The 21,566-nt window shown below is 39.0% G+C and carries 19 protein-coding genes, 1 tRNA gene and 2 other annotated features; of the genes, 15 read left to right on the forward strand and 5 right to left on the reverse strand.

Going from position 1 to position 21,566, the window contains the following annotated elements; all coding sequences use genetic code 11:
• The first annotated feature begins 17 nt into the window (after positions 1-17).
• Together Q0K03_RS01025 and Q0K03_RS01030 are read left to right on the forward strand one after the other, a co-directional pair.
• Positions 18-155 carry a MetQ/NlpA family ABC transporter substrate-binding protein gene (locus Q0K03_RS01025; protein ID WP_297236910.1) on the forward strand — a complete coding sequence of 46 codons (138 nt, stop codon included), beginning with the start codon at positions 18-20 and terminating at the stop codon, positions 153-155.
• A gap of 86 nt (positions 156-241) precedes the next feature.
• Positions 242-1,201, forward strand: coding sequence for a hypothetical protein (locus tag Q0K03_RS01030; protein ID WP_297236814.1), 960 nt, complete (start codon positions 242-244; stop codon positions 1,199-1,201).
• Here the strand turns inward: Q0K03_RS01030 and Q0K03_RS01035 are convergent.
• Positions 1,191-2,066, reverse strand: coding sequence for a class I SAM-dependent methyltransferase (locus Q0K03_RS01035; RefSeq protein ID WP_297236816.1), 876 nt, complete (start codon positions 2,064-2,066; stop codon positions 1,191-1,193). The genes Q0K03_RS01030 and Q0K03_RS01035 overlap by 11 nt on opposite strands.
• Positions 2,067-2,135: 69 nt before the next feature.
• On the opposite strand from Q0K03_RS01035, the gene Q0K03_RS01040 reads away from it, so the two are divergent.
• From Q0K03_RS01040 to Q0K03_RS01065, 6 genes are all read left to right on the forward strand, one after another.
• The gene (locus Q0K03_RS01040; RefSeq protein WP_297236818.1) at positions 2,136-3,311 is read left to right on the forward strand and encodes a hypothetical protein; all 1,176 of its coding nucleotides are present in this window, start codon (positions 2,136-2,138) and stop codon (positions 3,309-3,311) included.
• A gap of 94 nt (positions 3,312-3,405) precedes the next feature.
• The gene (gene ptsP / locus Q0K03_RS01045; protein ID WP_297236820.1) at positions 3,406-5,109 is read left to right on the forward strand and encodes a phosphoenolpyruvate--protein phosphotransferase; all 1,704 of its coding nucleotides are present in this window, start codon (positions 3,406-3,408) and stop codon (positions 5,107-5,109) included.
• 103 nt (positions 5,110-5,212) lie between these two features.
• Positions 5,213-5,440 carry a hypothetical protein gene (locus Q0K03_RS01050; protein WP_297236822.1) on the forward strand — a complete coding sequence of 76 codons (228 nt, stop codon included), beginning with the start codon at positions 5,213-5,215 and terminating at the stop codon, positions 5,438-5,440.
• Between the two features lie 38 nt (positions 5,441-5,478).
• Positions 5,479-5,680: a binding site (T-box leader), on the forward strand.
• A gap of 33 nt (positions 5,681-5,713) precedes the next feature.
• Positions 5,714-8,332 (forward strand): valine--tRNA ligase, encoded by a 2,619-nt coding sequence (locus tag Q0K03_RS01055; protein WP_297236912.1) that lies wholly within the window; start codon positions 5,714-5,716, stop codon positions 8,330-8,332.
• 98 nt (positions 8,333-8,430) lie between these two features.
• Positions 8,431-8,889: a MarR family transcriptional regulator gene (locus Q0K03_RS01060; protein WP_297236824.1), complete on the forward strand. Its 459-nt coding sequence runs from the start codon at positions 8,431-8,433 to the stop codon at positions 8,887-8,889.
• A 43-nt stretch (positions 8,890-8,932) separates the two neighbouring features.
• Complete coding sequence (locus Q0K03_RS01065) at positions 8,933-9,196, forward strand: hypothetical protein (protein WP_297236826.1); 264 nt, start codon at positions 8,933-8,935, stop codon at positions 9,194-9,196.
• Between the two features lie 10 nt (positions 9,197-9,206).
• Here the strand turns inward: Q0K03_RS01065 and Q0K03_RS01070 are convergent, their stop codons facing one another.
• Positions 9,207-9,836 carry a hypothetical protein gene (locus Q0K03_RS01070; protein ID WP_297236828.1) on the reverse strand — a complete coding sequence of 210 codons (630 nt, stop codon included), beginning with the start codon at positions 9,834-9,836 and terminating at the stop codon, positions 9,207-9,209.
• Positions 9,837-10,090: 254 nt separating this feature from the next.
• On the opposite strand from Q0K03_RS01070, the gene Q0K03_RS01075 reads away from it, so the two are divergent.
• The 4 genes from Q0K03_RS01075 to Q0K03_RS01090 all read left to right on the forward strand — a co-directional run bounded on the left by Q0K03_RS01075 (position 10,091) and on the right by Q0K03_RS01090 (position 13,290).
• Positions 10,091-11,068, forward strand: a complete 978-nt coding sequence (locus tag Q0K03_RS01075; RefSeq protein ID WP_297236830.1) for a mannose/fructose/sorbose PTS transporter subunit IIB — start codon at positions 10,091-10,093, stop codon at positions 11,066-11,068.
• Between the two features lie 24 nt (positions 11,069-11,092).
• Positions 11,093-11,902 (forward strand): PTS mannose/fructose/sorbose transporter subunit IIC, encoded by an 810-nt coding sequence (locus Q0K03_RS01080; protein WP_297236832.1) that lies wholly within the window; start codon positions 11,093-11,095, stop codon positions 11,900-11,902.
• Between the two features lie 20 nt (positions 11,903-11,922).
• A complete protein-coding gene (locus tag Q0K03_RS01085) occupies positions 11,923-12,834 on the forward strand; it encodes a PTS system mannose/fructose/sorbose family transporter subunit IID (protein WP_297236834.1) in 912 nt (303 codons plus the stop codon).
• Positions 12,835-12,903: 69 nt separating this feature from the next.
• Entirely contained in the window at positions 12,904-13,290 is a 387-nt protein-coding gene (locus Q0K03_RS01090; RefSeq protein WP_297236836.1) for a DUF956 family protein, read from the forward strand.
• A gap of 12 nt (positions 13,291-13,302) precedes the next feature.
• On the opposite strand, the gene Q0K03_RS01095 is transcribed toward Q0K03_RS01090, so the two are convergent.
• Together Q0K03_RS01095 and mnmA are read right to left on the reverse strand one after the other, a co-directional pair.
• The gene (locus Q0K03_RS01095) at positions 13,303-15,438 is read right to left on the reverse strand and encodes an ATP-dependent RecD-like DNA helicase (RefSeq protein ID WP_297236838.1); all 2,136 of its coding nucleotides are present in this window, start codon (positions 15,436-15,438) and stop codon (positions 13,303-13,305) included.
• Complete coding sequence (gene mnmA / locus Q0K03_RS01100) at positions 15,431-16,600, reverse strand: tRNA 2-thiouridine(34) synthase MnmA (protein WP_297236840.1); 1,170 nt, start codon at positions 16,598-16,600, stop codon at positions 15,431-15,433. The genes Q0K03_RS01095 and mnmA overlap by 8 nt, the downstream gene beginning before the upstream one ends.
• Positions 16,601-16,697: 97 nt before the next feature.
• Here mnmA and Q0K03_RS01105 point away from each other — a divergent pair.
• Positions 16,698-16,784 (forward strand) — tRNA-Leu (locus tag Q0K03_RS01105).
• Between the two features lie 39 nt (positions 16,785-16,823).
• On the opposite strand, the gene Q0K03_RS01110 is transcribed toward Q0K03_RS01105, so the two are convergent.
• Positions 16,824-17,318 carry an ECF transporter S component gene (locus Q0K03_RS01110; RefSeq protein ID WP_297236842.1) on the reverse strand — a complete coding sequence of 165 codons (495 nt, stop codon included), beginning with the start codon at positions 17,316-17,318 and terminating at the stop codon, positions 16,824-16,826.
• A gap of 80 nt (positions 17,319-17,398) precedes the next feature.
• Between Q0K03_RS01110 and Q0K03_RS01115 the strand changes: the two genes are divergently transcribed.
• Positions 17,399-18,703: a PLP-dependent aminotransferase family protein gene (locus Q0K03_RS01115; protein ID WP_297236844.1), complete on the forward strand. Its 1,305-nt coding sequence runs from the start codon at positions 17,399-17,401 to the stop codon at positions 18,701-18,703.
• Positions 18,704-18,712: 9 nt separating this feature from the next.
• Positions 18,713-18,904: a binding site (T-box leader), on the forward strand.
• A 32-nt stretch (positions 18,905-18,936) separates the two neighbouring features.
• Positions 18,937-21,561, forward strand: a complete 2,625-nt coding sequence (alaS, locus tag Q0K03_RS01120) for an alanine--tRNA ligase (protein ID WP_297236846.1) — start codon at positions 18,937-18,939, stop codon at positions 21,559-21,561.
• The last annotated feature ends 5 nt before the right edge of the window (positions 21,562-21,566 follow it).

Here is a 21,566-nt window from a genome sequence, read left to right on the forward strand (position 1 = left end):
CTGATGAGTTCGCAAATGTGATAGCTGTTCGAAAAGAAGATAAAGATTCACAGAAAATCAAGGACTTGTTAGATGTTCTAGAAACACAAAAAACGGTTGATTTTATCAATGACACATACGATGGTGTTGTACTTTCTGTGTTCGATGTCGAATAGTTGATTTTAGAGATTTTCTGGTTTGTTATCAAATCAGAAAGTCTTTTTTTATGGAAATCTCAACCAATTTGAACTATATTTATTTTATGGATTTAGAACAGGCAATTCATCACGAAAAAGAATTACATCCTTTAGGAACCAGACAGGATCTCTATAAGCTCATCTATCAATCTTGTTTAGGCAATGGTCACATGGTTACTAATGAAGAAGAGTCGTATGATCGTCTGATCAAAGAATGGAAAGAAGCTGTGGCCTTTCCTATGCAGGAGATTGGCAACGGCTATATACGAATGCCTCTGATTGAAATGAAAGAAGAAGACCTTCTCTTATGGAACGAACTATTGATAGAAAGCGCAAAGACAAGACATACTCACAGAGCCTTTGATCAGGCGCTGGCCAAATATGGCTTCTTCGATCGGGGGCCGGTGAGTCACAGTCAGATCTTTAAAGAGAATTATTCTCCCCATTACAGAGTGATTAGAAAAGAGTATGTGGATCATTTTTCGTTATTTAAGGCTTGTCTGAATGCTTTTTCAAAACAAAAGATCGTTATGATCGACGGACCTTGTGCTAGTGGTAAAACAACGGCTGCTCGCTATCTATCTTCTTTTTTTGAATGCCCTTGTATTCATATGGATGATTATTTTTTACCCTCTTCTTTAAAAACGAAAGAGCGTTTACGTACACCAGGGGGTAATATTGATCACGAACGTTTTTATAGCGAAGTAGTTGTACCGTTTCTAAAAAAGGAAGATCTTTTTCTTCGTCCTTTTGATTGCCATACACAGACATATCGAAAGCCAATACATCTTGAATATACACCCTTTCTGATTATTGAAGGGTGTTATAGTCATCATCCTGCTTTTGAAGAGCTGAATGCATTAAAGATTTATTTGGATATCTCGCAGGACTTACAAAAAGCTCGCTTAGAAAAGAGATCACCATCTTTGATAAATCGTTTTTTAAAGGAATGGATTCCGATGGAGGAACTCTATTTTTCAACCTATTCGATCAAAGAAAAAAGCGACTATGTTTTTAGTCGCTAGTCCAACGTCCAAAGATTCCGCAAGGAAGAACGCCTTGATTATGGCTGACAGGGAGAAGATTTTCTCCACATTCGATCTGTCCGCCATTTTTATTTTGTATCGTTCGTTTTAAGATTTCATGCAAAGCGGACATCGTAAACCCGGTGGTATAACAATTGATAATCAAAAATTGTGCATCCTTATCGAGCAATTTCTGGCATTCCAACAAAAGCTCATAGATTTGATCTTCCAGTTTCCAGAGCTCTTGTTTAGGACCGCGACCATAGCTGGGCGGGTCTAAGATAATGGCATGATAAGTACGACCGCGTCTTTGTTCTCTTTTTACGAATTTCACTACATCATCCACAATAAAGCGGATTTTATGATTTTCTAAATGAGATAGTTGCATATTCTCTTTTGCCCATTGAACCATACCTTTGCTGGCATCAACATGGACGACTTCGGTAGCACCGGCTTTTGCACAAGCCATGGTGGCTCCTCCGGTATAGGCAAACAAATTCAAAACACGAAATTCCGGAAGGGAGGTGTTTTGGATGGTATCCATCATAAAGTCCCAATTGGCCGCTTGTTCCGGAAATAAACCAGTGTGTTTAAAACCGGTGGGAGAGATCTTGAACCGCAACCCCTTGTAACCAATCGTCCAAAATTCTTTAATGGGTTTGATCGCCTGCCAATGACCGCCGCCGCTTTTTGAACGATGATAGATTGCATCTGCCTTGTTCCAATCGGGATTCGAGTCATCGATTGGCCAGACACAAACAGGATCAGGTCTTCTGAGAATGATGGAATTCCATCGCTCTAGTTTTTCTTTGTTTCCAGTATCTAAGACTTCATAGTCTTTCCAATTCTTTGCACATTGATTCATGCTTCACATTATATCACATTTCTTGACGGCATTGATATAATTATATTGTTTGAATAGGAGTGATATTCCATGTACGTACAATTGATCTGCAAAGATAGAAATCAGAAAGAAAAAGATGAACTATATCAAGTTTTAGGTGCCATTGCGCACCGCGAAAATGTTCAAATTGAAGAACGAAAAGATGTGGTTGAAATGGATGTCTGTCCGCAGGGGAAGATCCTTGTTTATGAAGAAGATCGAGATGTTATTTTAACGGCGAATACTCGCCATGCCGGTGCAGGATTTCATGCCTTTTGTGTGGATATCTTTATGGATGTTCAGGAGGAATTGGACGGCGAGTTTGAGTTAATTGATGATCTTGAATTTGATAAAGATGGAAACTTTCATCGTCTTCACCATCTTTACGAAGATGAACTTGAATATCTTCGAGGGAACCTTGTACGAAGAGAACCCGTTTTTTATAAAAACTACTTATACGATTCTACCTATTTTTTACCGATGGAAAAAGAAAATCAAATTGCCACACCGATTGGGTATATTGATAAAAAAGAATTTATTGATTTAGAACCGCACGAATTGATGGATCAGTTTTATGTGTGGAACCAATGGGACATGGATGGATTTTATTATAAAAATGCAGCGTTGACTCTATTAGCCAAGGAAGGATATGGACCTTATATCTTAATGAATGATCACACTATCAAAATGGCTAATACGATTTGTGATTATTTAGAAATCGCGCATGAAAAAGATCCAAAGTTGACTCTTCCTGTTAAGATCTACAAGGAATATATCTCGATACTGGATCGCCAAGATCGATTGAAAGATGCCAAAGAAATGGAACAGGAAGTATTTCAGTATCGTTTACAGGAAGTTTATCATTTATTTGAAAATGTCAAAGTGGTAGCTTTGGGAGCCTGTGAAAGAGGCTATGATCCAAGCACGCAGTCTTTGTGTTTGATGTCGCCAAGAACACAGGAACATGAATGGGATTATTTGATTCAGGCATCGAAAGATCCATCGATCCTTTCTTATGGAGAAGAACTGGAATCCATAGAACCCGTTAACTATCAGGGGAAGTCCTTATGGTTAAAAACTTTCAATGAAGAGGGATTGATCTTCACCGAAGCTATTTTGAAAAAAATGGAAGAAGTTTTATACTTTCATTGTACATTGAGCAATGAAAAAGATGTTCCTTATATCACACAATGTATAAAAGAAAGTGATTTTGTTTCTATGGATTGAAACCGCTTATAAAAATTGTAAATTATCATCAAAAGTGATAAAATTTGTTCGAGAATATAAGCAGGGATGCTTAGAATTATAGGAGGATTGAATCATGTTAAAAGGTATTGCGGCAAGTGCTGGTGTATCCGTTGCGAAAGTGTACAAACTGGAAACACCAAATGTTGTGATTGAGAAGAAGCAGGGAAATGCACAGGAAGAAGTTCAAAAATTTGATGCAGCCCTGGAAAAAACAAAAAAGGATATTGAAGGTGTAAAAGAAAGAGCGGCTAAACGTTTAAGCGAAGAAGAACTGGCTGTCTTTGATGCACATTTGATGATGGCAGGTGACCCTGAATTAGCAGGACAGATCAAAGCCATGATTGAAAATGATTCTGTAAATGCTGAATACGCTACGGATGTTGTTGCCAATCAAATGGTTGAAATGTTTGAAAGCATGGATAATGACTATTTCCGTGAAAGAGCCGCCGATGTAAAAGATGTTACGTTCCGTTTGAAATGTAACCTTCTGGGATTAACGATCCCAGATCTTACAAGCATTGATGAAGATTCAATTATCGTTGCTCATGATTTGACACCAAGTGATACGGCTCAGCTTAACGAGTATGTAAAAGGTTTTGCGACCGAAATCGGTGGAAAGACCTCACATTCAGCCATCATGGCCAACTCATTGGAAATTCCTGCTGTTGTAGGATGCCCTGGCGTTCTTGATGCTGTTAAAACAGGCGATGTTTTGGCACTGGATGCTTTGGACGGAGTGGTCGTTGTCAATCCAGATGAAGAAACAGTGAAAGCTTTCCAGGCAAAGGCTGAAGCTTACGCAAAAGAAAAAGAAGAATTAAAAGTTCTTGTAACTGAAAAATCAGTGACTAAGGATGGACATGAAGTTGAATTGGCTGGAAACATCGGTGGATTCAAAGATGTTGAAGGTGTATTGAAAAACGGGGGAGAAGGTGTAGGTCTTTTCCGTACAGAATTCCTTTATATGGATTCCGATCATTTCCCAACGGAAGATGAACAGTTTGAAGCTTATAAACAAGTGCTTGAAGGAATGCAAGGTAAACGTGTTGTAGTTCGTACCCTTGATATTGGAGGGGACAAACATTTATCCTATTATGAATTCCCGCAGGAAATGAATCCATTCTTGGGATATCGTGCAATTCGTCTGTGCTTGAAAGAAACCGATATCTTCCGTACACAGCTTCGTGCATTATGCCGTGCTTCTGTCTATGGTAAACTTTGTATCATGTTCCCAATGATCGCAACGGTCAAAGAATTCTGTGATGCCAAGGCAATCTATGAAGATGTTAAACAAGAATTGATCAACGAAGGTATTGCCGTTGCCGATAACATCGAAGTAGGTATGATGGTTGAAATTCCAGCAGCTGCTGTATTAGCCGATCAATTCGCTAAGTATGCAGATTTCTTCTCAATCGGAACCAACGACTTGATTCAGTATTCAATGGCGGCTGACCGTATGTCTGAACATGTATCTTACCTGTATCAGCCGTTTAACCCAAGTGTGCTTCGCTTGATCGCTAATACGATCAAAGGAGCTCATTCTCAAGGAAAATGGGCTGGTATGTGCGGTGCCATGGCCGGTGAACCGAACGCTGTTCCAATTTTATTAGGTTTGGGATTGGATGAATTCTCAATGAGTGCTACTCAGATCTTGAAAGCTCGTAAAGTTGTAAAATCTTTGAGCTATGAAGAAATGAAAGATCTTGCTCAGGAATGTTTGAATAAAGAAACTGCAGATCAAGTATTGGACTACGTAAAATCTAAAGTAGAACAATAAGAATATTGCCCGCATTTTGCGGGCTTTTCTTTTACCTTCTTTTAACAAACCTTTGAAACACCTGAAACAAATACTCTGTATGATGAATATAAGAGGTAAGACTATGTTATATGTTTCAGGTTATTTATGCGTTGCGCTCAGTTTGATCTTTTATGTTATCTCCATGTTTATAGCTTCCAGTAAAAAGATTCGTTTGGAAATTTTTTCTTTTACTTTTTTACTGGTTGGAATTATTTGCTTTTTAGGTACATTTGAACTGTCTCTAGATGCAGTGATTGCTTCCAGCGCTTTTTTACTTTTTGTGACTTGTTTTTACCAGATCTTGATTTAACACTTGAAATTTAAATTGCTTTCCCCTAAACTATAAACATAAATGCGTAGAATAGAAGGAGTAGTTTTCGGAAAAGTTTAGAGAGCTCTTGGCTGGTGAAAAAGAGTCTGGAACGGAAATGAAGGTAGTCTAGGAGCAGGACTTTGAATTGAGTAGAAGATCACGCCGGCACAGCGTTATGTGTAATGAGGTATGTTTTCATACGAATTTAGGTGGTACCACGTTAAACGCGTCCTAATGGGATGCGTTTTTTTTATGAAGGAGGATATGAGAATGGGAAAAGAAATGGCACCCAAATATGATCATTTAAAAGTTGAGGAAAACAAGTATACAGATTGGATCTCAAAAGGTTATTTTACGGCCGGAGATATGACGAAAAAGCCATATTGTATTGTGATTCCTCCGCCTAATGTAACAGGAAAACTTCATTTAGGTCATGCATGGGATACAACGTTACAGGACATCATCTGCCGTTATAAAAGACTTCAAGGATATGATGTTTTATGGGTTGCAGGAATGGATCATGCCGGAATCGCTACCCAGGCCAAGGTGGATGCTCGTTTAAAAGAAGAAGGAATATCCCGATATGATATCGGCCGCGAAAAATTTTTGGATCGTGCCTGGGAATGGAAAGAAGAATATGCTTCCACCATTCGTCAACAATGGGCAAAATTGGGTTTATCTTTAGATTACTCACGAGAACGCTTTACTCTGGATGAGGGACTTTCTAAAGCGGTCCGTAAAGTCTTTGTAGATCTTTATAATGAAGGATTGATCTATCAGGGCGAGAGAATCATTAACTGGGATCCTGAGGCAAAAACGGCTCTATCCAATATTGAGGTTGAGCATAAGGAAATTCCGGGCCATATGTATTATTTTAAGTATAAAGTTGTGGAAACCGGGAAGGAACTTGTGATTGCCACAACGCGTCCGGAAACGATGTTTGCCGATCAGGCTATTTTTGTTCATCCTGATGACCAGCGCTATAAAGATATTGTGGGCATGCATGCCATCAACCCCGCCAATGGGGAAGAACTTCCTATCATGGCAGATGATTATATTGACATGGACTTTGGAACAGCGGTCATGAAATGTACGCCAGCTCACGATCCAAACGACTTTATGTTGGCAAAAAAGTATGATCTTCCTATGCCGATTTGCATGAATCCTGATGGAACCATGAATGAAATGGCACATAAGTATGCGGGTATGGATCGTTTTGAATGTCGTGAAGCTTTGGTCAAAGATTTTGAAAAGAATGGAATCGTGGATCACATTGAAGACCATGTTCATCCAGTGGGACATTCTCAAAGAACGGGAGTTATTGTAGAACCGTATTTAAGTAAACAATGGTTTGTCAAAATGAAACCGTTGGCTCAGGAAGTGTTGGATAATCAGAAAATCGAAGATCAGAAAATCTCTTTTGTTCCTTCTCGTTTTGAAAAAACTTTTGAGCAGTGGTTGGAGAATATTGAAGACTGGTGTATTTCCCGTCAGCTTTGGTGGGGACATAGAATTCCAGCCTGGACCAACAATACGACAGGAGAAATCTATGTAGGGATGGAAGATCCTGAAGATATTGAAAACTGGACCCAAGATGAAGATGTTTTGGATACATGGTTCTCCAGTGCTTTGTGGCCGTTTTCTACTTTGGGATGGCCCGAAAAGACAGAAGATCTTCAACGCTATTTCCCAAATGATTGCCTGGTTACAGGATATGACATTATATTCTTCTGGGTTGCCCGTATGGCTTTCCAAACGCGCTACTGTATGCACAACCGTCCATTCAAGGATGTTTTGATCCATGGGCTGGTCAGAGACTCTCAAGGAAGAAAAATGTCAAAATCACTGGGAAATGGAATTGACCCAATGGATGTGATCCAGGATAAAGGGGCCGATGCCCTCCGTTTCTTCCTGACGACCAATTCGACACCGGGATTGGATTTGCGCTTTGATGACAAAAAGATGGATGCTTCCTGGAATTTCATCAATAAGATATGGAATGCCGCTCGTTTTGTTAAAATGCAGATTCAGGATACTAAACCTTCTTTAGATTTGAATCAGTTGACATGGATCGATAAATGGATTCTGGGTCGTATGAACCGTGTTATTGATCATGTAACGATGAACATGGACCGTTATGAATTTGCGATGGTAGGGAATGAATTGTATAACTTTGTCTGGGATGATTTCTGCAGCTGGTATATTGAACTGAGCAAAGCCAGCTTGTATAGTCAGAATCCTCAGACCGTCGAGTCGGCCAAAGCAGTTCTTTACACAGTCCTTATCAACATTTGTAAATTACTGCATCCATTCATGCCTTTTGTGACCGAAGAGATTTATTTATCATTGCCGCATGACAAAACAAGTATCAATGTAGAAACATGGGCTCAAAAAGTCGCATTTTCTGTTCAAGATAAAGAAAACGATTTAGTGGATCTATCTTTGTCGATTATCAAAAAAGTTCGTGAAATCAAGCAGGAATACAATATGAAACCATCGGAAACACTGGCGATTTCCGTGGTGGATGAACAAGGCAAACCTTTAACGTTAAATGAAGATGCAAAAAATATGATCGATCGAATGTGTCATGTTTCTTTTGAAATCATTGAAGGAGAAGACATTCTATCCCGAGCTCTGGACAAAGCGGTATTACGGGTCCGTATGGGAGATCTGGTGGATCTTAACGAAGAAAAAGCTCGATTGGAAAAGGAAATTGAGCATTTAAATTCTGAAATCAAAAGGGCACAGGGTATGTTGGACAATCCAAACTTTGTTTCCAAAGCACCAGCTTCTAAAGTGGAGCAGGAAAAAGAAAAACTGGAGGGCTACAAAGAAAAACTGGCATTGACGCAATCAAATCTTCAGGAAGTTTTGAATAAATTGAAATAAGAGAATCAACCCGATTCTCTTTTTTCTTTGATATTCTTTAAAAGAATGATATAATTAATATACTTAATGATTTAGGTACTTAATGAAAGGAACCAGCTATGTCCAAACAAGAAACTTTAGATTTGATCAATCAGTCGCTTCTTTCTCTTATGGAATTTGCCCGACAGACAAAGGAACCTATCAAAGGTTTTCGAACAAGGGATCTTAGTATTCTTATTTATATTTTTAAAGCCAATGAGAAACATATGATTACGATGTCGGATCTGGCTCGGAGTTTAAGAGTAACACCGGCAGCAGCCAGTCAAATCATCAGCGGATATGAAAAGAACGGATGGGTGACCAGGGTACGATCCCAGGAAGATCGAAGAACCGTATACATTCAGATCGCAGATGAAATCAGGGACAAATTATTGATGAAATGGAATGAGCATATGGAAGCTCTCTCTCAATTTTTGGATGAATTAGGTCCGGAAGATTGTGAAAACTTGCGTCGAATTCTAACGAAAGTCATTGAATGTTTCCACAAAACGATTCTTCATGAAGGATCAAACGAATAGGAAATATTATTTAATTCCGTTTAACGGATTAGAAAGGACTCATATGGAAAAAATTTCAATTGTGTTGAATGACTATCATCATGTTGATGAAGCTTTGGATGATCTTTGTCAGAAGTTTTCTTTTCAAAGAAATCAAATTCATTCTGTAGAAGATTTTGAAAAAAAACTGTTGGATATAAACGAAGATAGGATTGTCGAAATAAGACAAAATGACACCTTATCCGATGATATTTTAGTGTTTCAAAAAGTATTTGAATTTGTGCAGCTTCATAACGATCATATTTATGTTGTCAGAGGAATCGGCTAAGCCGATTTTTTTATTTAATGTTGGTATAAATACTGCCGTCTTTTTGTATGCATATCCATTCTGCGGTTCCCCCAATCGTAGGAAGAGACGCGTCATTGATTTTATTATGCAGTGTCTTTAAGACGCGCTTATACAATTGTTTGGTACTTTGATCTTGATAATCGGCCTTTTCGTTTTCTTTATTGTAGATTTGAGAACTGTTTCCCGCTGCATAAGAATCTTTATGCAGCATAGGATCATAACACAATTCTTTTTTTGGTAACCACATGGATACAAACAAGGTATCAAAATGGATTTTTTCTTCCCATGTTATGAGCATTACCTGAATGTATTTATTGAGTATCGTGGGCATTTCATATAAAAAGCTGTAAATATTTTGTTTTAGCCAGTAATAGAAAGCCGAATAGGGCATCTCACGATATTTATGCATGGCATCATATAATATCGACTCAAGATACTGAAATGTATTTTCATTCAATCGCCGATAAGCAATATCGCCACAGAACGCAAAACAAATTCTGTACTGCTCGTTGAATATAATTTTATGTGTTGTCATCTTAAATCCATTATCAAAAGTAAGCTGAGTATCCGCTCCAAGGATCAGTGAATCTTTGTTTTTGTTCATCAGTATAAAACTCATAAAAGAATTATAGCATGAGAGCTTTGAATTATGTGTAATTTAAGGATATTAAAACATAAATTATGGGAAATTTTGGGAAAAGTTCTTGAAAGCCTTATCGATTTTTTATAAAATAAGAGAGAATGTTGTACCACTTATAAGATGTAATACGCAAAATAATAAATCTGTATTGAATGATTCGTTTTTCTGTGGATCAACTCTTATTTGTTGGTTTACGACATGATCACATTGTGATCAATAGTTAGGAGGTTAGTATGGTAGGAATTATCCTTGCGAGTCATGGGGAATTTGCAGAAGGTATCTTCCAGTCAGGATCAATGATCTTTGGAGATCAGGCAAATGTAAAACCTTGTATCTTGAAACCAAGTGAAGGCCCTCAAGACATTCGCGCAAAAATGGAAGAGGCAGTAGCTTCTTTCGAAGACCAGAATGAAGTTTTATTTCTGGTTGACCTTTGGGGTGGAACACCTTTCAATCAGGCCAGCACAATGAAAGACGGTCATGATAGCTGGGCTATCGTTACTGGATTGAATTTACCTATGCTGATTGAAGCCTATGCATCTCGTATGAGCATGAACACTGCTCACGAAATTGCAGCACACATTGCGACTACGGCAAAAGAAGGTGTGCGCATCCAGCCTGAAGAACTTGAACCTAAAGAAGAGAAGGCCGCTCAGGCAGCGCCAGCTCCTCAAGGTGCGATTCCTGAAGGAACGGTTCTTGGTGATGGACATATCAAGTACGTACTTGCTCGAATCGACACTCGTCTGCTTCATGGACAGGTTGCTACTACATGGACAAAGACAACTTCTCCGGATCGTATCATTGTTGTCAGCGATAACGTTGCTCACGATGACTTACGTAAGAACATGATCATGCAGGCAGCTCCTCCAGGAGTAAAAGCCCATGTTGTTCCGATCAACAAGATGATCCAGGTTGCCAAGGATCCTCGTTTTGGAGCGACTAAGGCAATGTTGTTATTTGAAACACCGCAGGACGCTTTAAAAGCAATCAAAGGCGGAGTGGATGTAAAAACATTGAACGTTGGTTCTATGGCTCATTCTCAGGGAAAAGTTGCTGTTACAAAAGCTTTGGCATTTGACAAAGACGACATTCAGACAATGCGTGAACTTGAAAATTTAGGAGTTAAGTTTGACGTTCGTAAAGTGCCTGGAGACAGCCCTGAAGATATGGATTCAATTCTTAAAAAAGCAGAAGCTGAGTTAGCGTAAAATTGATTATTTTGGAGGTTAAATATGAATATTATTACCGTACTTCTAATTGTCATTGTAGCCTTCTTAGCTGGTATGGAAGGGATTTTGGATGAATTCCAGTTCCATCAGCCACTGGTTGCATGTACATTGATCGGTTTAGTCAGCGGGCACCTTACAGAAGGAATCATGCTTGCTGGTAACTTACAGTTGATGGCTCTTGGTTGGGCCAACGTTGGTGCTGCAGTTGCACCAGATGCCGCTTTGGCGTCGGTTGCTTCCGCAATTATCATGGTATTAGGTTTGGATGGAGCAACAGCTTCTGAATCTGTAATTTCTACTTCCATTGCGGTTGCTGTTCCTTTGTCAGTAGCTGGTTTGTTCTTAACCATGATCTGCCGTACTTTGGCAATCCCTATCGTTCACATCATGGATGGTGGAGCGGAAAAAGGCAGCTTCAAAACTATCGAAATCTGGCAGTATATCGCCATTGCTATGCAGGGTGCTCGTATTGCAATCCCAGCAGCTATCTTGTGTTTCGTTCCAAGTGATGTAGTAACGGCTGCATTACAGGCAATGCCGGCATGGTTGTCTGATGGTATGACTGTTGGTGGTGGTATGGTTGCTGCCGTAGGTTATGCCATGGTTATCAACATGATGGCTACCAAAGAAACTTGGCCATTCTTCGCACTTGGTTTCACAGTTGCTTGTATCCAGGAACTGACTTTGATCGGTTTAGGTGTAATCGGTGTAGCTCTTGCATTGATTTACTTAACTTTGAAAGAAAGTGGTGGATCAGCTGGTTCTGCTTCTAATACAGGAGATCCATTAGGGGATATCCTGAATGATTACTAGGATCGAGAGGAGGAATTATAATGGCTGAAAAAATTGTTTTATCTAAAAAAGATCGTATGGCAGTTTGTTGGCGTCATCAGTTCCTTCAAGGATCTTGGAACTATGAACGTATGCAAAATGGTGGTTGGTGTTATTCCATCATTCCTGCTATCAAAAAACTTTATCCTAACAAAGAAGATCAGATTGCCGCTTTAAAGCGTCATATGGAATTCTATAACACACATCCTTATGTTTCTTCACCAGTTATGGGTGTTACTCTGGCTATGGAAGAAGAACGTGCTAATGGAGCACCAATCGATGATGTCGCAATTCAGGGTGTTAAAGTTGGTATGATGGGTCCTTTGGCCGGTGTCGGTGACCCTGCATTCTGGTTTACAATGCGTCCAATTTTAGGTGCATTAGGTGCTTCTTTCGCAATGAGCGGAAATATCTTGGGACCAATCCTGTTCTTCGTATTGTGGAACGTGATCCGTTATGGTTTCATGTGGTATACACAGGAATTTGGATACAAAGTTGGTACATCAATTACACAGGACTTGTCTGGTGGCTTACTTGGTAAGATCACACAAGGTGCTAGTATCTTAGGTATGTTCGTTATCGGTGCCCTGGTTCAACGTTGGGTAAGTATCACATTAACACCAGTTGTATCTACGGTTGCTAATGACGAAGTAAACATCATCGATTTCAGCACTTTCGATGGTTCAGGAGAATCTTTGCGTGACATCTTGGTTCAGTACGACGGTGGAAAATCTTTGTATGATACAAGATCAACTACATTGCAGGACAACTTAAACTCTTTAACTCCAGGTCTGTTAGCTGTATGTTTAACATTATTCATCTGCTGGTTGTTAAAGAAAAACGTATCTCCAATCGTTATCATCATTGGATTGTTCATTGTTGGTATCATTGGTGTACTGTGCAACTTCATGTAAAAAGAGGATTACACAAACAGAGAGCCTGGCTTTTGGCTGGGCTCTTTATTCTTTATGAGAGGTGATTTTATGGTTCAGTCAATGAATACAAAAGTTGAGTTAACAGTAAAAGGTTCTTCTTATCTTGGTTTATCCAGTACCGGAAAGATCATGATAGGGGATAAGGCTTTTGAATATTATAATGATCGCAAAGTAGAGGATTACATTCAGATCCCCTGGGAAGAAGTCGATTATTTAGCGGCTTCGGTCTATTTTAAAAAATATATCAATCGGTTTGCGATTTTTACTAAAAAAGACGGAAGTTTTTCTTTTTCGGCCGGGAGAAACAATAAAATGCTTCTACGTGCGATTCGTAATCATATGCCAGAAGAGAAAATGGTTCAGTCGCTCGGCTTCTTTACTGTATTAAAAAGAGGGATCGTAAATCTCTTTCATAAATCAAAAAAGAATCAATAAAAAAAGAAGATTTTATTTATCTTCTTTTTTTGTATAATCGAGCAATCTTTGTTTCAATGTTGTTTCACGTACATGTCTTGTTTTTAAACGAATCTGTTTTTCAAATACATCTTTTTGTCCAATAATGTACAGCTCTTTTTTAGCTCTAGAGATGGCCGTATACAACAATCGTTTTTCCAGCATATGCAAAGAATTTCTATCGACGATGCAAAGAACCTGGTCGTATTCACTGCCTTGTGCTTTGTGTACACTCACGCAGTATGCATGAGTCAGGTAGTAAAGGAAATCCATAGTAAAATCTACGATCCGATTTCCAAAATCAACACTGATACATTGTGACTTTTTATTTAGATTCTCGATCGAAACGATCGTACCTATATCTCCATTATAGACATCTTCCTCAGGCAGGTTTTTTAAGAGCATTACCTTATCTTCTTCACGAAAGATCGTCGTACCCGTTTTTAGTTCGTTTTTTAAAGCACTCGAAGGATTTAATTGTTCCTGCATTGTTTCGTTGATCTTATCGATTCCGGCAGCGCCTTTATACATCGGACACAGAATTTGAAAATCCTGTGGATCCTTGTCCTTTGTGATCGTTTTGATTGTTTCCAGTATAGAATCTGTGTTTCTTTCTAAGAATTCGACACCATCAATATACTGGCAAGGCAATTCTTCACGAATACTTCTTGCCAGAGCTACGATACCGGATCCATTCTTTTGACGAAAGATCTTATTTAAATGAATCATAGGGAAAACCTTGCTTGAGATCAAATCCTGGAATACTTTTCCGGGACCCACACTTTCCAGCTGGTCTTCATCTCCAATCAAGAGCAGGCGGACATGATCGGGCAAAGCTTTTAATAAACTGGCAAACAAGTGAGTGTCAACCATACTGAACTCATCGATGATCAATGTATCAACGTCTAGTGGTTCCTCTTCATTGATTCCAAACGTGTTGTCGTCTTTATTCCATTTCAAGAGCGAATGGATCGTCTTACTATCAGCCAGTGCAAGCTGACTTAATCGCTTGCTGGCTCGTCCGGTTGGAGCACATAACTGTATCTTCATTTCCGGATAGAAGGCTTTCAATAATTCCAAAATGGCTTTTACCGTGGTCGTTTTACCGGTCCCGGGACCCCCATTCAATATACAGATACTGGATTTAAAGAATGTTTTGATGGCCTCGATTTGCTGTGAATCATAATGGATACAGTTGGCAAATTCAATGTCTTTTATTTTTTTTAAAAGTTCGTTTTCATGAACTGGTTCCACTCGAAACGTATGATGAGAAAGCCTTTTGGCAATCTCAATTTCTTCCTGGTACAGACCAAATGAATAGATTCTGTCCTCATCGATGTGCAGACTCTCATTCTGACTTAATCGTTGCAGTATCTCATTCAATAAATCAGGCGGACAGTTTGGGATTCTTTGTTGTAGACTCATTTGATGAATATAGGTGTTTCCGCTTTGCATCGTCATTTGACGGGCTAATTCATAAACATAGGCTTCCATGCGTCGTATGTCATGGAGATTCATGTTAAGACCATCAGCGATTTTTAAGCTGGATCGATATCCAAAACCATAAATCTCATAATAAGGTCTAAAACAATTTTCGTTGAGAACTTCAAATATATCTTCATAGTTTTTTTCCAATAGTTCGATTTTTTTAAAGTCCAATCCATATTCCATGAGTTTGACATAGGTTTCATTAAAACCGTCGAATTGTTGGATTCCTTGAATTAAAATATCGATTTTTTTCGGATTCAAACCAGGAACCGTATGAAGACAATCCGGGTCGTCCTTGATTTTTAAAAGACAGTCCTCACCCAATACATCGTAAATGGTTTGTGCTGTTTTTTTACCAATTGTAGGGAAGGTGTCACTTGTCAAAAAGTGTAGGATCGAATATTCTTTTCGAGGCAGAATCTTTCGCGCAGATTGAATCTGAAACTGAGTTCCATAACGTGGGTGTTCTATGTATCGCCCCGTCAGTTCATATTCCTGGTCCTCTAAAGGATCTTTCATGTTTCCGGCCGCTATGAATGTGTGATAATTTTCGGTCTCAGAAAAAGAACCCACAACATAGTGGGTCGATGCATTTTCAAAGATGATAAAATCAAGACTGGCTTGCAGAACTATGTCATCCACAGCATTTCTCCTTATAAGTATTTAAGATCTTTTCATTCAGATCTTCCTCATCGATGAAGACTTGTTCAATGACGCCGCCTCCCAGACAGCGATGGCCATGGTAGAATACGGCCTCTTGTCCGATCGTTACGGATGCGATTTTTTGCGGGTAGGCTACAACAGCAGTGTCGTGGTCAATCGATAGAATCTTTATATCTTGATCCGGCTGTCGATAGCGAAATTTACACGTACAGGATTCAGGAATCTCATGGACGTCAGGAACAAGCCAGTTGATCCCTTTGACAATGCATTTATTGGAATATAACCATTCTTTATGATCCTGCCGGCAGACAAATAAAATATTTTTCTTAACATCTTTTCCGCACACAAACCAGGGACCTTTTTCATGATCGATATTTAATCCTTTTCTTTGTCCAATGGTATAATAGAGCACGCCGATATGACGGGCTATGGTTTTTCCTGTATCGATATCTACGATATCGCCCTCTTTATTAGGAAGATAATTGCTTAAAAACTGTCTGAAATTACGTTCTCCAATAAAACAGATCCCCGTGCTGTCCTTTTTTGTGGCAACGCTTTCCAGATCCAGTTCCAAAGCAATCTTTCGTACTTCTGGTTTTGTAAGTTTTCCTAAAGGGAATATGGTTTTTGCCAGAGCTTTTTCACTGATTTGGCATAGAAAATATGTCTGATCTTTGTTCTGATCCGCTGCTCGGGTCAAATATGTGTAGTCATTGTCTTTTTCATTTGAACAATAGTGACCGGTTGCGACCTTATCAAACCCGTTCTCCATGGCATAGTCAAAGAATGCATCAAACTTGATATATTTGTTGCATAGGATGTCGGGATTGGGAGTGCGTCCTTTTTCGTATTCATTCAAAAAAGTTTGAAAAACATAATCCCAATACTCCTTAATGAAATCAACTCGCAATAAAGGGAGTCCCAGATGTTCTGCGACTGCCTTTGCATCCATGTAATCTTGTTCCTGGGGGCAGGTATCGTCCATAATGGTAGGATTTCCCTGAATATCGTTATTTGTTAGAGCATCCCAGTTACGCATAAAACAGCAAGTTACATCATAGCCTTGTTCTTTCAATAAATAGGCAGCAACGGCGGAATCGACACCGCCACTGAGTCCTACAAGTATCTTTTCTTTATTCATACAATTTATTATACTAGATTCCCTGATGAATTCAATCTGAGGAAATGAAAAAAAGGGTTGCATTCCATTCTGGTTTTCGCTATAATATCAAAGCAATCCCCGGGTGGTGAAATTGGTAGACGCAGTGGACTCAAAATCCACCGGTAGCGATACCGTGCCAGTTCGAGTCTGGCCTCGGGGACCATTAAAAAAATGACCGATCAATGATCGGTTTTTTTATATTCTAATGATGTATTGGCCATAGTTTACGTATGATGGGGTATCCGATAACGCTTATGATCAATCCCATTCCAGCTTGGAAAAGGTTGCCCCATACACTGGCCAAACCAATCCATATGCTTTGATTGATCAAGAAATCCGCTATAAAATATCCGGCAATCATGATAATGGAACCGATAAAGTAACTTAAGATTCTTGTTGTTTTCCTTTCACTTTTTTTTGATACATAAGAAACGATCCAACCCTCAAAACCTTTAATGATCAATGTGAAAATGAAGTAATATCCATATCCTCCGGCAATATCAGCCAGTCCGCTTCCTAAACCTCCGGCAAGAAAAGCATAGGATGGTTTTAAGAGACATCCGGATAATAAGATAAAGCCGTCACCCAGATTGATATAACCGTGAAAGGCGTTGGGAATCTTAATAAACATGGTTGCGATAAAAATCATGGCGATGCATAGCGATGTGATAACGATTTCTCTTGTTTTTTGATTCATACTAACTCCTTTTTTTAGAGTTTAGAACAAATCTGTCTTTTATAAAATACACAATTCTGATAAAATTTTAGAGTACAGTTATGAAAAAGTATTTAATCGTTTACAACAAAATCAAATCGGATATCTTAAATGGATATTTAAAGTATAAAACTTTGATTCCCAGTATTCGTCATAGCGAGTCCTTATTTGGATATTCCAAAACAACGATTGAAAGAGCCTATGATCAATTGTTGGCGGATGGATATATCATAGGAGTTCCCGGAAAAGGATATTTTGTAGATGTAAAACCGGAGAGTATCAAAGTAAGAAAGAATGCTCATGGGATCATCGATAAACAAATCGAATGTAACTATATGTATGATTTTCGGATCCATTCTGTATCCACCGGTAGTTTTGATGTCGATCTATGGAAAAGATATTTAAAAGAATCTTTCCGCGACGAATCGCTGATTGCCTCCTATGGTGATGCGCAAGGGGAATATTCGCTTCGATATGCTTTATGTGATTATCTCTATCGAAACCGCGGTGTTTCCAGCAATCCTGAACATATTCTGATTGGTCCCAGTTTTCAAACACTTTTGTTTATGACTTGTTCTTTGTTGGATGCCAACTCAAGGATTGGATTGGAACAATCGACCTCCAAAGAGGTGCTTCGGGTTTTTGAGTCGTATGGCTTTGAATGTGTTTTATTATCTAAGGAGCACTATCTGGAAGATTTAAAAGAGGCCGCTATTGATATTTTGTATATCAATACAGCCTGTTTTGGAAAAGACATGAAACCCATTGATCGTACGATGCGTGATCAGATCATTGATTGTTCTATTCAACGTTCATTTCTCATCTTAGAGGATGACTATAATGGGGAATTGACCTATGTTTCACAACCCAGACAAGCCTTGTTTTCTTACAGCACCGAAGATAACGTGATTTACTTTGGATCCTTTTCACGTTTACTGGTTCCATCGATTCGACTGAGTTATGTTGTCATGAATGAAGAATTGAAACATTGGTACGACTTGTATCGTGATTCCTTTTCTCCCAATGCGTCTCGTTTTGAACAAATTGCTTTAGAGAAATATATTGAAAATGGATATTTGGAAAAACGGTTACGAAAATTGAAAAAAGAGTATGCACAAAAACAAGAGTTTATGAAGGAAATACTCTTACGGTATATTCCCAATTTTAAACTGATGGAGGCTTATTTATGTTTTACAATTGATACTCACGGTATCGATGAAGATAAATTTCAACAGTTGTGTCAAAGTGCTTCCATTGGAATCGACAAGATCATCGATCATCAATTGCGATTATCCTTTGCGACCATGGATCCATCAAAGATGGAAGCAGGGATTTCTTTGCTTGTAAAATGTATCAAACAATGCTAGAATTTTCATAGTTTGACAAAGAAAAAGATAAGTAAAAACTATTTCTGGAAATTTAGAGATAAAGTGGTGGGTGCAAACTTTACAACGGATAGTTTTGAAGCTCCTTTGGAGTTGAACCGCGAATCAGCGTTATCGATGAAATTAAGGGCGTCTATGATGATAGACGAACTAGGATGGTACCGCGTATTTTACGTTCCTAGAAGGAACGTTTTTTTTATTTATTGGAGGATGTTATGAAAGAGTTAAGTGGAAATCAAATTCGGCAAATGTTTTTGGATTATTTTAAAGGCAAGGGCCATATGATCGAGCCTGGAGCCAGTCTGATTCCTAATAATGATCCGACATTGTTATGGATCAATGCAGGAGTTGCCGCATTAAAGAAATATTTTGACGGTTCCGAAAAGCCCAAATGCAATCGTATCGCCAACGCTCAAAAAAGTATTCGTACCAACGATATTGAAAATGTAGGGAAGACAGCCCGTCATCATACTTTCTTTGAGATGTTGGGGAATTTCAGTATTGGAGATTATTTTAAAGAAGAAGCCATTCCATTCGCATGGGAATTTTTAACCAGCCAGGAGTGGATGGGAATCGATAAAGATCGTCTTTATGTTTCGGTCTATACCGATGATGAAGACGCTTATCGAATCTGGACCGAAAAATGCGGTGTGGATCCAAGTCATATTTTAAAAACATACGATAACTTTTGGGAAATCGGTAAAGGACCTGGCGGACCAGACTCTGAAATTTTCTTTGACCGTGGTGAAAAATATGATCCAGAAGGTTTGGGTGAAAGACTGTTTTTTGATGAAATGGAAAACGATCGTTATGTCGAAGTCTGGAACGTTGTCTTTTCCCAGTACGATTGCGATCCAGCCATTGACCGTAAAGATTATAAAGAACTCCCTCAGAAAAACATCGATACAGGAATGGGGTTGGAACGCCTTGTTGCTTTGATTCAGGATGGCGAAACCAATTTTGATACGGATTTGTTTTTGCCAATCATTCACGCAACAGAAAAGCTCGCAAAACATCCTTATGAAGGTGAATACAAAATGGCTTACCGCGTAATTGCCGATCACGTTCGAACCGTTACCTTTGCCTTGAGCGATGGCGCCAACTTTTCAAACAGCGGACGCGGATATGTATTACGAAGAGTATTGCGGCGTGCGGTTCGATATGGTTTGAAACTGGGATTGGAAGAAGCATTCCTTTACAAACTGGTTCCAGTGGTTGCCGATGCGATGAAAGATTTTTATCCATATCTACAAGAGCATGTAGAGTTTAACCAGCGTCTTATCAAGACCGAAGAAGAAACGTTCAAGAAGACGTTAAAAAATGGACAGGCATTGCTCGATGAAGAAATCAAAAAGGCCAAAGATGGAAAACTGTCCGGAGAAGTTGTTTTCAAACTGTATGATACATATGGATTCCCATTTGAATTGACCCAGGAAATTGCACAGGAAAACGGCTTGGAAGTTTTGCGTTCAGATTTTGATGCCCAGATGGAGATCCAGAAAGAAAGAGCCCGCAATGCTCGCAGCACCAAAGAATCTTTTGCTTCACAACATGTGGATCTTATGGAATTTACGGATGAAAGCGAGTATGTAGGGTATGATCATTTGCAATGCCAAGGAAAAGTGCTGGCCTTATTCAAAGAAGGAAAACGCGTGGATTCTTTAGATGATGAAGGAGAAATCATTCTGGACAAAACGTGTTTCTATGCCGAAAGCGGTGGTCAGATCGCGGACAGCGGAAATTTATATAGTCAGGAATTTTTTGCCGATGTGATCGATGTTCAAAAAGCTCCCAACAAACAGCATTTATTATCGATCAAGATTCAAAAAGGAAGCTTATGTGAAGGGATGATCCTAGAGCAGCATGTCGATGAAACAAAACGTGCAGCTATTACAGCCAATCATTCATGTACGCACCTTCTTCAAAGTGCCTTGAAAAAAGTTATTGGCGATCATATTTCTCAGGCCGGTTCTTATGTTTGTGAAAGTTATCTACGATTCGATTTCAATCATTTTGAAAAGATTTCCAGAGAACAACTGTCTCAGGTTGAAGATCTGGTCAATCAGTATATTTCTAACGGATATGCTGTCACAAAAGAAATCATGGATATTGAGGATGCGAAAAAATCTGGAGCTACGGCTTTATTTAATGAAAAATATGGAGACCGTGTTCGGGTAGTAACCATGGGTGATGTTTCTAAAGAGTTCTGTGGAGGCTGTCATGTAGACAATACATCGCAGATCGGTTTATGCAAGATCATCAGTGAAGAAAGCATTGGATCCGATGTGCGTCGAATCACGGCCAAAACAAAATATGAAGCGTTTAAGGAATTTGCCCATGAGCACAAAACGTTGGAGTCTATTGCCGATTACGCAAAACAAAAAAGCATCAAAGGAATCGATGATAAGATTGGTTCCGTTTATGAAGAACTGAAGAAGGTCCAGAAAGAAAATGAGAATTTAAAAAATCAAATTTTCGCCCTGAAATCCCGAGAATGGATCAAAGATGCCATAACGATGGGAAAACATAGAGTGCTGATCAAAAAAGTCTCCCACATGGATGCAAAAGCTCTAAAAGATATCGTATCTAATTTGAAAGCGGAAAATGACGATATCGTATGTTTCTTTGTCAACTGTGATGGTGATAAAGCTGTATTTGTTGCCGGAGCCGGCAAAGATGCTATTGAAGATGGTATCCATGCTGGAAACCTGGTAAAACAGGCAAGTCAGCTTTGTGCAGGAAACGGCGGCGGCAAACCGGATATGGCTCAGGCTGGCGGTAAAGATGTATCAAAAGTGGATGAAGCCATTGAATTGATCAAAAACACTTTAAAACAATAATAAAG

The organism is uncultured Faecalicoccus sp. (genome assembly GCF_944327125.1).
Taxonomy (GTDB): Bacteria; Bacillota_I; Bacilli_A; order Erysipelotrichales; family Erysipelotrichaceae; genus Faecalicoccus.

Excerpts from the sequence above, each read along its gene's own strand:
- Q0K03_RS01030 (WP_297236814.1), top strand. The coding sequence starts at position 242 with ATGGATTTAGAACAGGCAATTCATCACGAAAAAGAATTACATCCTTTA.
- Q0K03_RS01035 (WP_297236816.1), bottom strand. The coding sequence starts at position 2,066 with ATGAATCAATGTGCAAAGAATTGGAAAGACTATGAAGTCTTAGATACT.
- Q0K03_RS01040 (WP_297236818.1), top strand. The coding sequence starts at position 2,136 with ATGTACGTACAATTGATCTGCAAAGATAGAAATCAGAAAGAAAAAGAT.
- ptsP (WP_297236820.1), top strand. The coding sequence starts at position 3,406 with ATGTTAAAAGGTATTGCGGCAAGTGCTGGTGTATCCGTTGCGAAAGTG.
- Q0K03_RS01050 (WP_297236822.1), top strand. The coding sequence starts at position 5,213 with ATGTTATATGTTTCAGGTTATTTATGCGTTGCGCTCAGTTTGATCTTT.
- Q0K03_RS01055 (WP_297236912.1), top strand. The coding sequence starts at position 5,714 with ATGGGAAAAGAAATGGCACCCAAATATGATCATTTAAAAGTTGAGGAA.
- Q0K03_RS01060 (WP_297236824.1), top strand. The coding sequence starts at position 8,431 with ATGTCCAAACAAGAAACTTTAGATTTGATCAATCAGTCGCTTCTTTCT.
- Q0K03_RS01065 (WP_297236826.1), top strand. The coding sequence starts at position 8,933 with ATGGAAAAAATTTCAATTGTGTTGAATGACTATCATCATGTTGATGAA.
- Q0K03_RS01070 (WP_297236828.1), bottom strand. The coding sequence starts at position 9,836 with ATGAGTTTTATACTGATGAACAAAAACAAAGATTCACTGATCCTTGGA.
- Q0K03_RS01075 (WP_297236830.1), top strand. The coding sequence starts at position 10,091 with ATGGTAGGAATTATCCTTGCGAGTCATGGGGAATTTGCAGAAGGTATC.
- Q0K03_RS01080 (WP_297236832.1), top strand. The coding sequence starts at position 11,093 with ATGAATATTATTACCGTACTTCTAATTGTCATTGTAGCCTTCTTAGCT.
- Q0K03_RS01085 (WP_297236834.1), top strand. The coding sequence starts at position 11,923 with ATGGCTGAAAAAATTGTTTTATCTAAAAAAGATCGTATGGCAGTTTGT.
- Q0K03_RS01090 (WP_297236836.1), top strand. The coding sequence starts at position 12,904 with ATGGTTCAGTCAATGAATACAAAAGTTGAGTTAACAGTAAAAGGTTCT.
- mnmA (WP_297236840.1), bottom strand. The coding sequence starts at position 16,600 with ATGAATAAAGAAAAGATACTTGTAGGACTCAGTGGCGGTGTCGATTCC.
- Q0K03_RS01110 (WP_297236842.1), bottom strand. The coding sequence starts at position 17,318 with ATGAATCAAAAAACAAGAGAAATCGTTATCACATCGCTATGCATCGCC.
- Q0K03_RS01115 (WP_297236844.1), top strand. The coding sequence starts at position 17,399 with ATGAAAAAGTATTTAATCGTTTACAACAAAATCAAATCGGATATCTTA.
- alaS (WP_297236846.1), top strand. The coding sequence starts at position 18,937 with ATGAAAGAGTTAAGTGGAAATCAAATTCGGCAAATGTTTTTGGATTAT.